The organism is Bradyrhizobium glycinis, assembly GCF_016031655.1.
Classification (GTDB): domain Bacteria; phylum Pseudomonadota; class Alphaproteobacteria; order Rhizobiales; family Xanthobacteraceae; genus Bradyrhizobium; species Bradyrhizobium glycinis.
Map to the genome: position 1 here is coordinate 39,760 of NZ_JACCHQ010000041.1, position 10,265 is coordinate 50,024.

A 10,265-nucleotide genomic window follows, 5' to 3' on the forward strand; every position below is an offset into this window, starting at 1 on the left:
ATCGAGATCCTGACGCCAGCGGCGGCTAGCGTGCCGGTGAAGGCGGCGCTGGTGAACTGGCTGCCCTGGTCGGTATTGAAGATCTCAGGCCGGCCGAAGCGCGCCAAGGCCCTCTTCGAGCGCGGACACGCAGAACGATGTGTCCATCGTGTTCGACAGGCGCCAGGTCGGCACCGCACGGCTCGCCCAACGATGATCGCCACCAGGTACAGAAAGCCCTGGCCGATCGGCACATAGGTGATATCGGCCGCCCACACTTGATTCGGCCGGTCGATCACCATCTGACGCAGGAGATACGGGAAGATCTTGTGTCGCGGCGCCGACGTGGTGGTACTGGGCTTGGTCCCAGCGCCGCGATGCCCATCTTGCGCATCAACCGCAGCACGTGCTTGCGATTGATGCGACAGCCTTCGCCATTGAGCATGGCCATCATCCGCCGCGAGCCCAGGAACGGCCAGGCCGTGAACAGCTGGTCGATCCGTCGCATCAGCTCAAGCTCGTTGTCATTGGCCGGCCGCAGCGGCCGATAGACGCTCGATCGCGCAACGCTCAGCAGTTGGCATTGCCGGCGGATCGACAGACTCTCATGATCGCGCTGAAGCAATCCTCGGCGATCCGGCGCGCTCATCTTCCGGACCTCCTGGCTAAGAAATCTCGTTCGACGGTCAATTGGCCGATCTTGGCGTGGATCCGGCACAAGCGCTTCGATGCTTGCCGAGCGATAGCGCCTACGGCAGACCGACGGCCGGGCCGTCAAATTGGTGTCGTCGAAGCTGCTCTGAATGAAATGGTATGGAAGGCAGCGCTAGACTGATCCACATCCGCGACAACACAACATGTTGGACGAGCTACGGCGCTTGGTAGTTGTATCCCTCAAGAAACGTCTGAATGGCCACGAAAATGTTTAGTCGGTCTCGTTCAAAGGGCGCATTGTGTGTGCCCTCACCAAAGCAGGTGTACTGCTTACCTCGCGAATTGACCAACAGCGGAAACAATGTGTGGGACATATAAGGTGGGGTTTCGGCGTCCCATTCCGCCTGTACCAAGAGAGTTGGAGCTAGAATCTTAGCAGGGTCATAGAAAGGCTTTCCCGCCAACCAATAATCTCGCCAGTCTTTGCCGGAACCATTTGGAGCACGAATGAACGGCGGTTCGGCGGTCGCACCGAGCGGGTCGGTCGACCAGATAGCGTCCAAGACTGTTCGACCCCAAGCAGGCGGCAAAATTTGATCGCGCTTTTGATCTGGAACGCCACTGAGCCATCGAGCTAGGGCGCGGTCTCGCTTCACGATACGATAGGCGGGGATCTTTTCAGGAAGCCGGCTAGGCAGCGCTGGCACTGGAAACCAACTTGGCCCGAAAAACACTAAACGCCCGACCTTGTCTGCGTTTTCTGTAGCATAGCGTCCTGCCAAGTCTGTGCCCCACGACCATCCGATTAGCGCGAGCCGTGATAATTGCCGGCGGGCTAATACGAAGTCCACCACTGAAGAGAGGTCGCGGACGGCTGTTTCGCCGTCCACAATCGCGAAATTGTCATTCGGATCCTGTAGCATCTCGATAGGTCGAGTTGATTTGCCATAACCCCGAATATCAAAAACGTAAGCGTCGTTACCATGTCCAGCTAAGTAATCCAACCAAGAGAACCCATCAAGGGCGGTGTCGTACAAGGCATGTCCGGGATATGTGCCGCCATGGACGCATATAACCGTGCTTTCAGGTTTCCACTTGCACATCGAAGCCAAATGTTTGTTTCTGACATAAAGTTCTATGCCTAGATCAGAAGCAGGGATCATAAATTCTTCGACTTGTACCGGACGATTTCGCCAATCTGCCGTCTTCGCATGGAAGCAGGAGCTCTTCACTCTGGTATCCTTTCATTTCCACCTAGTTGGCAGGTGTCTACATGGATGAGTTTGGCGACCGAAAGGAAGGCTTTTTGGACCCATACTACTGTTCAGGTGCTCTCTCAGTGAGTGCCGATCCTACGGCTCCCTAATGTTCAACGGCCGCTCAGAAGAAAATCCGCGCGGAGGTAGAATCAATGAGAGCAGCCAGCCGCCACTTCCGCGTGCGATTCCATAAAGAAGATCACATGAGCACGCGCCCTTGATTTTGGATTTCGAGAGGCTGCATTTACGTAATGCCTCGCTAGTCGTTCCATCCATAGTCATCCCTTTCACATCCAGTGGTTCAATGAACGACGACGTTCCTCTGACTGCACGACTGCGGGCACAGGAAGATAAAAATACGCCAGGACCTATGTTACACAAAGCGTGTTTCACAGAACGACTCCTCTTTGCCTGGAAGCCGCCGCTTGACCAAGCTACTAAGGCTAGCAGTATCTGGCTGAGGCACAGCTGTGAATGTCACTAAGCCTATGGCGGCGTCATCTGGATCATCCTACACTCACCTTGTAGATCGTCGCCTCGGAAAAAACGTGCTTGCGAGCCAGGTCGGCTGTCTTCTGTATTCGATATGCTTCTGTCAATCCCTTAAGAGCGCTGCCGCGGGTACCTTGCTTCCGTTCGTGGTCGGCAAAACCGCCACACTATGGGATTCGTTGAATGGTCGGTTCAAGCTCTTCGGCGTAGTCACCCGACCTGGAGGGCGGACGCCACGACAGATCATACGAACTCGACCATCCCCACGCCCCGCGACGGGCGTCTCTTGGAATGGCGATGGCGTCCTTACGCCACCGCCGTCCATCGGAATTCGGTTCCATCAACCCACATTCGGTGAAGGACGGCAGCCATCTTTCTGGCCAGCGCGACCTTCGCACGCTTGCTTCCTTGCCGGTGGGCAACACGCACCGCCCAGGCCTTCATAGGAGACCGTCGGGTTGATGGCCTGTGACCTGAGGCCGGCAAACTGGACCATTTTTGGCTAGAGTTTTTCGCATCGGTTCCCGGCTGGGAAGGAGCGACCAACGATGAAGGCTTCAAAATTTTCGGACGCCCAGAAGGCGTTCATCCTGAAGCAGGGCCATGATGGGGTTGCGGTGGCGGAGATCTGCCGTAAGGCCGGGATCCGCCAGCCACCTATTTCAACTGGAAGAAGAAGTATGACGGTCTGCTGCCGACCGAGATCCGCCGGCTGAAGCAGCTCGAGGAGGAGAAGGGCAAGCTGAAGAAGCTGGTCGCCGATCTCAGCCTTGACAAGGAGATGCTACAGGACGTGATCCGCCGAAATGTATGGTCTGCCCCGCCTGTGCAAGGCTCTTGAGCGATCCGATTTCGACAGCCTGCGTAAATGTATCCGGCCTCTCGCGAGTGAGCTGCGGTTGCAGCCAGGCCATGATGAGATCAGCACGCAGCGTTCCCAGATAGCTAATCGGGCATGGCCCGTTTTCGGCGAAGGGCTTACGCGGCGCCGATCAACTGTCTCGCCATTGACCTTGCCCCCGAGGCTTAATCCAGTTTGAAGTTCGTTCTGGCCCACGAGAGGACCAGAGCATGAAGCGTAGCCGCTTTACGGAAGAGCAGATTATCGGGATCTTGAAGGAGCACGAGGCCGGGGTGTCGGTCGCCGATCTATGCCGCAAGCACGGCGTGAGCGACGCCAGCATCTACAAATGGAAGGCCAAGTACGGCGGGATGGACGTTTCCGAGGCCAAGCGGCTGAGGACGCTGGAGGACGAGAACACGAAGCTGAAGCGGCTCCTGGCTGACGCCATGCTGGACAATGCGGCATTGAAGGACCTTTTGGGAAAGAAGTGGTGACGCCCGCGGCCAAGCGGAAGGCTGTCGCGCATCTCGTGGATGGCCACGGGATGAGCGAACGGCGGGCGTGTAAAGCCATCGGCTGCTGCCGCATGATGATGAGATATCGGACGACCCGAGCGGATGATGCCGGCGTTCGCCAGCGCATGAAGGCGATCGCCCAGGAGCGCCGCCGCTTCGGCTATCGGCGCCTGCATGTTCTGCTCAAGCGGGAGGGCTTTGCGATCAACCACAAGAAGCTATTCCGGCTGTACCGGGAAGAGAAGCTGGCGTGGTGCGCCGCCGTGGCGGCCGCAAGCGGGCGATCGGGACCCGGGCGCCGATGACGGTGCCGATGGCACCGAACGACCGCTGGTCACTGGACTTCGTCTCCGATCAGCTCACGGATGGCCGCCGCTTCCGCATCTTGACCGTGGTCGACGACTGTACCCGCGAGTGCTTGGCGCTGGTGGCCGATACCTCGCTCTCCGGGGCCCGGGTGGCGCGGGAGTTGGATCGGCTGGTCATGGAGCGCGGCAAGCCGAAGATGGTGGTCAGCGACAACGGCACCGAACTTACCAGCAACGCCATCCTGACCTGGGCCGATCGGAGCCGCGTCGCCTGGCATTATATCGCTCCGGGCAAGCCCATGCAGAATGGCTTCATCGAAAGCTTCAACGGTCGGCTCCGGGATGAATTGCTGAACGAGACGCTGTTCACGTCACTGGCTCAGACCCGCGTCGCGCTCGGATGCTGGCGCGCCGATTACAACGACGCACGACCGCACTCGCAGCTCGGATGGAAGACGCCCTCCGAGTTCGCCTTCACGTGCAACCCGCGCCGGGATCTGGCGCTGCGCTATGCCGACGGCTCCGCGCCAGCTCCCGTCGCTACCACCGCCCAACTGGGGCAAATCCAACAGCCAGGACGAACTCAGGACTGGATAAAACTTGGGGGCAAGGTCACCATCACTACCCTCGAACCTCGCAGTCTGTTGCCCGCGCCCTACGGGACCGCGGCAAGGCGCCGCTTATAGGTCGATCCGGGCCGCGGGTCTCGCTGCAGAGAAGCGCAACAGTCTAACTTCTGGTGGTCTAAACTCAGCTCGCCTTACGAGTGGGTGGAGCTACCCGTTCTTGGAGGGGCTCGTAGGGCTTAGATCAACTACGATGATGCCGGTCCAGGGCTGTCTCATCGGATGGCGATTGTTGCAGGAGATGTTTATGTCAAAGCCTGGCGTCTTGCCGACTCTTGAGAGCAAAACGAGAGAGCGTTTGGTTAGTTCTGGCCATTGGTTCAATATTGTCAGAAACTATCAGGGACAAAGTGCTGCGTCTTGTCGCTCCGCTATTGTAATTCGCGACAGGTTAGGGACAGGAGAACATGGTGGTGTTCCGCTTTGGGTTGAAATGAAAAGCGAAATCGGTAGTTTTACGAGTCTACTGAGCGGAGAAAAGAAATATTACGCGGCACACACGCGAGCAAATACAAGTTTCAATCGTCACCGTATATGCATTTCCTTGGGCGTGGATCCGACCGAGTTCACGTATGAAAACGAGTCTAAGGGAGGGGAATTTTTTGGGCTCGTGAATCCCCTAAACATTGACGTGATTCTGAAGGAGTATTTTGATGTTACGGAGGTTGCCCAAATCTTTGATACTTCCCTCCTCATCGAAGAGGGCTTCCCGACGACGATAACCACTAATATTGGCAACCGTGAGTACGCGATGGAGATGGAGGCGAAAGACCTCATTGAATGCGTGGGGCGCATCTTTCCGCGTACTTTGGTCGCTGAAGTAAGCGGCCATGAAGATATCTGGCTTGGCCGCAATTTAAAGCATACCGACAAGACGAGAGAGGACTGGCGGCGATTTCCTCCACCAACGGGACCAAAAATTGGAATTTTGACGGGCAACTCGCCTGAGTCTGGTCTAACCTTGTGGAAGGACTTCTTAGAACACTTTCGGCGTCTATATAATAATATACCCGATGTGTTAATGCCGGACGTTACCGTCCACTCGCTGCCAGCGATGGGATTGTCGATGGAGCTGATCCAGCGCGAGGAAGTTGTACGGGCGCAAATGGAGCTCGCGATACGGGACTTGCTTAGGTCTGGCTGTAAGCTAATATCGGTTGCTTGCAATACGACAATCTACTTTAAGCCGAACATCATCGAGCTTTGCAACGAGTATGAAGCTCACTTTGTGTCGATTGCTGATGCGTGTGTAGAGGCTCTGAAATACACGTTTGGGCAGACCCAGGGATTGGAGGTTGGTCTCATTGGAATCGATCCGGTTGTAGATGTCGCCGGCGGTTACAGCGGCTATGAGCAGCCCTTTCGTGAAGCCGGAATTAAGGCGAGGGGATATAATGCATCGAATTTAGCCTTCGCTGTGAAGCATATAGGTACTGATCAGCGTCGAATTCAATCCTTGACGGAAAGATTCCGCAGGCTCGTACACGAGACTCTCGCTGATGAATCCATTATTGTCCTGTCGCTAACAGAGATATCTATTCTCTACCGGAATCATATATTAACAGCGCCGAAACGTCAGCCCGGCAAAAAAAAGTTATTCATTGATCCTCTGTTCGAACTCGCCCGACTTCTCGTGCTCAAGTATCTTTCAGCAGGCCTACGCCACAGCAAACTTTGTAATATTCCCAGAGACTTCCCGATTGAAGACAAGGTCGCGCGCATGATCTTTGGTGCTAGGGTTTAGCATTTTTTGGCGGGGCCTATGCGTTCACGTGACTCCACGCGTAGCCCCGGTGCTGGCGAACTGGTCTGAAACTCTCACTTCATCCAGCAATAGGGAGAGTTCCGATGAACTTTGAGTCCGTCAGGCTCGGTGGCGCAACGGCGCGGGGCGCGGAGCCCTCGCAGGCTCGGCATCGGTAAGCGCCGCCAACCGCTCCTGCGTCACTCGGATATCGCGCAACAAGGCGACGGGGTCGAGGCTGGCGAAAGTCTCTTGTAGACGGGCGCGAACTTCATCGGACGTGCGCGCGTCGGCGGCTATTCGTTGATGCGGCGTCGCAGGTGCGCTGGAGGTCTTGTGCACACGGGCGCCGTCGCGCTGCTCGGCGATTAGCGAAGGTTGGAAGAAGTTCACGAGCAGGCGCGCTGAGCGGTAGAGCTCGCCAGCAGCGTCGCCGCCTCCAAACCCTCGAACCGCCGTTAGCCTACCATCCTGCGCACGACGGCGCCGTTCTTTTGCTCGACGAACGCTTGATCGTTTTGCGGTACGGCCGGCAGCGCGTGAAAATAGGATTGGCCCTGTCGCAATACGTCTTGAGCGTCTCGTTCATGAAAACAGTGTCATTGTCCGTGTCCAAGCCAAGAAGCGCCATTGCTTATGCAATTGCACCAGCGCGGTGCTCAGTAGCGTCTGCTCGCGCACCATCAGCGGCGCACATTCCGTCCAGCCGGTCGCGACGTCAGTGAGGACCAGGGTCTGTACGAAACTGGCGCGCGCCGATGGACCGCTGTGGGTGACAAGGTCCGCCTCCACGAACCCCGGCGCGGGATCATTCCAATCCGCCGAAGTCCGTACCGGAATACTGCGTCGCAGGACATGTGCGCCCGGTCGCCGGCGCTGGCGACCGAGCCCGTCCCGAATCCGGCCCAACGCCCGATCGATCGTCGCCGCGCTCATCGAAAGCAGCTTGCCGCGGATCTCGGGAGCGAGGTCAAGATGGCTGTGCGCTCCATCGCTTTGTGTTATTTCGTCCGAATGTCGTCCATTGTGAGCACCCTTCCGAAGATGACTCTTCTAAAGCGTGATAACATTAGGTTCGGTAGCCTGAATTTTTGAGGTAGTTGGCGCATTCGTCGGGGGTGAAGGCATCGAGTGCGCGGCCGATTGCAGCGCAGACCGCGTCGACGGTTCGCGCGGCAGCTTTGCGCAGCAGGTGCTTGAGCTTGGCAAAGACCTGTTCGATCGGGTTCAGGTCGGGCGAGTATTTTGGCAGGAAGAAGAGCTTAGCGCCGACCGAACGGATGAGCTGACGAACTGCTTTGCTCCTGTGGCTGCCGAGGTTGTCCATGACGACGATGTCGCCGGGCCGAAGAACGGGCAGAAGAGCTTTCTCGACATAGGTGCGAAAGCTCACGCCGTCGATCGACCCCTCGATGAACCACGGCGCGTCGATCCGATCATGGCGCAGGGCCGCCAGGAAGGTCATGGTCTTCCAGCGGCCGTGGGGAACCTTGGCGTGAAGTCTGTGCCCGCGCGGCGCCCATCCCCGCAAGGGCGCCATGTCGGTCCTGGTCCAGGTCTCGTCGATGAAGACCAGCCGCTCAGCTTCGAGGCGACCTTGGTACTTTGTCCACTGCGCCCGCCGCCGCGCGACCTCGGGACGATCGCGTTCGCCAGCCGCCACGCCTTTTTTGAAGCTGAGCTTCTCGGCATGCACAAAGTCCCACACCGAGTGGTAGTCGACCTTCAGACCGCGCCCGGCGAGCTCGGCAACGAGACCGCGTATGGTGAAATCGCCGTCCTTGATCCGCTGCGATAGCCAGACCGCGTGCGCGCCCGAATTGCCTTCGGCTTGTAGCCGCCGATCTGGCTAGGCTCGACACTGCCGGTCTCATCGACTCGCTTTATCCAGCCGATGGCCGTGCTGATCGCCACCCCAAACTGCTTGGCGGCCTGATTGCGGGACATCCCGCTCTCAATTGCCGCCACGACCCGCTTGCGAAGATCCAGAGAGTACGGCTTGCCCATCCATGCTGGGCTCCCGCCCAGCCAGCATGGTGCATCAGAAACGGACTGATTTGGGAATCCCAAATCGATTCAACCTAACCCCATCCCGCTTTAGCGGCGCTCCAACGACTACACACAAAAAATCTAAATGGCGTCCGCGCTACGTTTACCTTGTATCGAACCCGGGCATCGGTTCGCGAGCTTTGATAACGACTGGCAGGCATTGCGAAGTTGGCTGCCTTCCTGCCGTGAAACACGCTGTGGTCGGGCACGAGCCAAAGCCATCGGTCGACTTCTGGGAGAGAGGAATTAACTGCGCGCTGACCAATACTCGCAGCGTTCGCCGCTACACCGAGGCCATTCTGGAGAAATCTGACCGGATCTATTCCTCCGTCATCGCCTGCTCGCCGAGGCCAAGAACCCGGCTCGGACCCCACTGCCGAGCGGGACTCAGCACCGCCTGAAAGCCATTATGGCAAGACTCCGCCAGACGATCTTACCGTGCAGAAGCAGCGTCCCGCAAGCCGGTTCAATAACACGGAAATTCGCAAGAGCATCGACGAGGTGATCGCCCTGCTGAAGCGCCAATCCCGCAAGGTCGAGGGGGAGATTGCTTCCATGCTTGACAACTGTGCACTGTGGGCAAAGCTCGCCGAAACCTGGCGCGAGGTGAAACGTGTTGCAGCACAGACCCTCGCTCACGCTATTTGACAGCAGAGATACTCCCTCACCCGCGCCCACCCGCGTTCGTCGGTGCGTCGCGCAAAGCGCGACCATAGCTGGAATTCAGTGCACCCGCTGCCAGGGCGAAGCCCGCATGAGCCGCCTGCGGTTTACAAATGGGCCCATTCGCTGCGCTCCAAGTCGAGATTAGCGAATCCGCGGGCCGCAATGCACCCACGTAACCGGTTCGGCACCCCTCGAAGGGTTTGCTGAGATGTCATCATTGGCTTCAACATCAGACTTTATCTGCGAATTGCTTCTCGATTGAACCGTAAGCGCTGTTCAGTGGCCACCTACCGGATGACGGGGCGATCTGCGAGTCTGCGGTCCGGTTTCGACCGTTAGGCTTAGAATGGACACAGTGCATACTGCTATCACGGAGCCGGTGCGGCGGCTTGAGGTTTTCACCGGTGTCGGTCGTCGGCGGAAGTGGAGCGACGAGGACAAGGCGCGGATCGTCGCGGAGATCCTGGCGAGTGGCGACTCGGTATGTTCCGTGGCTCGACGGCATGGATTGTCGCCGCAGCAGCTGTTTGGGTGGCGGCGTCAGTTGCGAGAAGCCGCAGGCGGTCATTCCGAAGCGGACGAAGTACAGTTTGTGCCCGCGGTCGTGGACGCCGTGGTGCCGGCGCCGACTGCTCACCGGGAGCGCAAAGCGGTACGCAAGCCAGATAGCGGGATCATCGAGATTGAAGTCGATGGCATTACGATCCGAGCCGGTCGTGGGGCGGACACGGCGATGATTGCGTCGATCGTCCAGGCGCTGAAGGCGAGCCGGTGATCGGTCCGTCAGGCGCGGTCCGGGTGATGGTGGCGACCAAACCGGTAGACTTCCGCAATTATGCGGAGCCCACGATTATGCGGAGTGTGCGGCCGTTCAATCCGAGAGCCACTTCGTTATCAACAGTTTAGTTCCTGCTGCCCTCTTTCTCACTCCGCATAATCTGAGCCTCCCTTCCTGTCTTGATGGCAACGGAAGGGAGACAAGGAATGGCCAAGTCGAGTGAGGATCACTGCCACGGGCTGCGCTGCATGGACGCAGGCGATCTCGCCCCGCTGGTGACGGAGTTCACACGACACCTGACGGTGTTGGGGCATAAGAGCTTGACGGTGAGCGGCTATGACGCTGCAGCCC

6 protein-coding genes and 5 pseudogenes are annotated in these 10,265 nt (G+C 58.1%); 5 read left to right on the top strand and 6 right to left on the bottom strand.

Translation table 11 applies throughout. The annotated features are described in order from the left end of the window. Positions 1-59 precede the first annotated feature (59 nt). From HZZ16_RS38505 to HZZ16_RS34755, 4 genes and pseudogenes are all read right to left on the bottom strand, one after another. Positions 60-281 (bottom strand): annotated as a pseudogene (locus HZZ16_RS38505) (DDE-type integrase/transposase/recombinase); the annotation flags it as partial. Continuing rightward, positions 275-628 carry an IS3 family transposase gene (locus HZZ16_RS34745; protein WP_197955044.1) on the bottom strand — a complete coding sequence of 118 codons (354 nt, stop codon included), beginning with the start codon at positions 626-628 and terminating at the stop codon, positions 275-277. The gene HZZ16_RS34745 and the pseudogene HZZ16_RS38505, both read right to left, overlap by 7 nt. 220 nt (positions 629-848) lie before the next feature. After that, positions 849-1,865, bottom strand: a complete 1,017-nt coding sequence (locus HZZ16_RS34750; protein WP_197955045.1) for an alpha/beta hydrolase — start codon at positions 1,863-1,865, stop codon at positions 849-851. 825 nt (positions 1,866-2,690) lie between these two features. Further along, positions 2,691-2,846: pseudogene (locus HZZ16_RS34755) on the bottom strand (IS110 family transposase); the annotation flags it as partial. An 86-nt stretch (positions 2,847-2,932) separates the two neighbouring features. Here HZZ16_RS34755 and HZZ16_RS34760 point away from each other — a divergent pair. The 3 genes and pseudogenes from HZZ16_RS34760 to HZZ16_RS34770 form a co-directional block, all read left to right on the top strand. Then, a pseudogene (locus tag HZZ16_RS34760) lies at positions 2,933-3,189 on the top strand (transposase); the annotation flags it as partial. Positions 3,190-3,455: 266 nt separating this feature from the next. Continuing rightward, positions 3,456-4,648, top strand: a pseudogene (locus HZZ16_RS34765) (IS3 family transposase). Between the two features lie 276 nt (positions 4,649-4,924). After that, positions 4,925-6,421: an aspartate/glutamate racemase family protein gene (locus HZZ16_RS34770; RefSeq protein WP_197955051.1), complete on the top strand. Its 1,497-nt coding sequence runs from the start codon at positions 4,925-4,927 to the stop codon at positions 6,419-6,421. A gap of 141 nt (positions 6,422-6,562) precedes the next feature. Here the strand turns inward: HZZ16_RS34770 and HZZ16_RS34775 are convergent. Together HZZ16_RS34775 and HZZ16_RS34780 are read right to left on the bottom strand one after the other, a co-directional pair. Next, positions 6,563-7,405 (bottom strand): annotated as a pseudogene (locus HZZ16_RS34775) (ISNCY family transposase); the annotation flags it as partial. An 85-nt stretch (positions 7,406-7,490) separates the two neighbouring features. Continuing rightward, positions 7,491-8,428, bottom strand: a protein-coding gene (locus HZZ16_RS34780) for an IS630 family transposase (protein WP_376707611.1) whose coding sequence is annotated in 2 segments (ribosomal slippage) — positions 7,491-8,239 and positions 8,239-8,428 — 939 coding nt in all. Because the reading frame shifts where the segments join, the coding sequence is not laid out codon by codon here. A gap of 480 nt (positions 8,429-8,908) precedes the next feature. Here HZZ16_RS34780 and HZZ16_RS34785 point away from each other — a divergent pair. Then, a complete protein-coding gene (locus HZZ16_RS34785; protein WP_197955055.1) occupies positions 8,909-9,118 on the top strand; it encodes a hypothetical protein in 210 nt (69 codons plus the stop codon). 364 nt (positions 9,119-9,482) lie between these two features. Then, a complete protein-coding gene (tnpA, locus tag HZZ16_RS34790; protein ID WP_197955057.1) occupies positions 9,483-9,911 on the top strand; it encodes an IS66-like element accessory protein TnpA in 429 nt (142 codons plus the stop codon). Positions 9,912-10,265 lie beyond the last annotated feature (354 nt).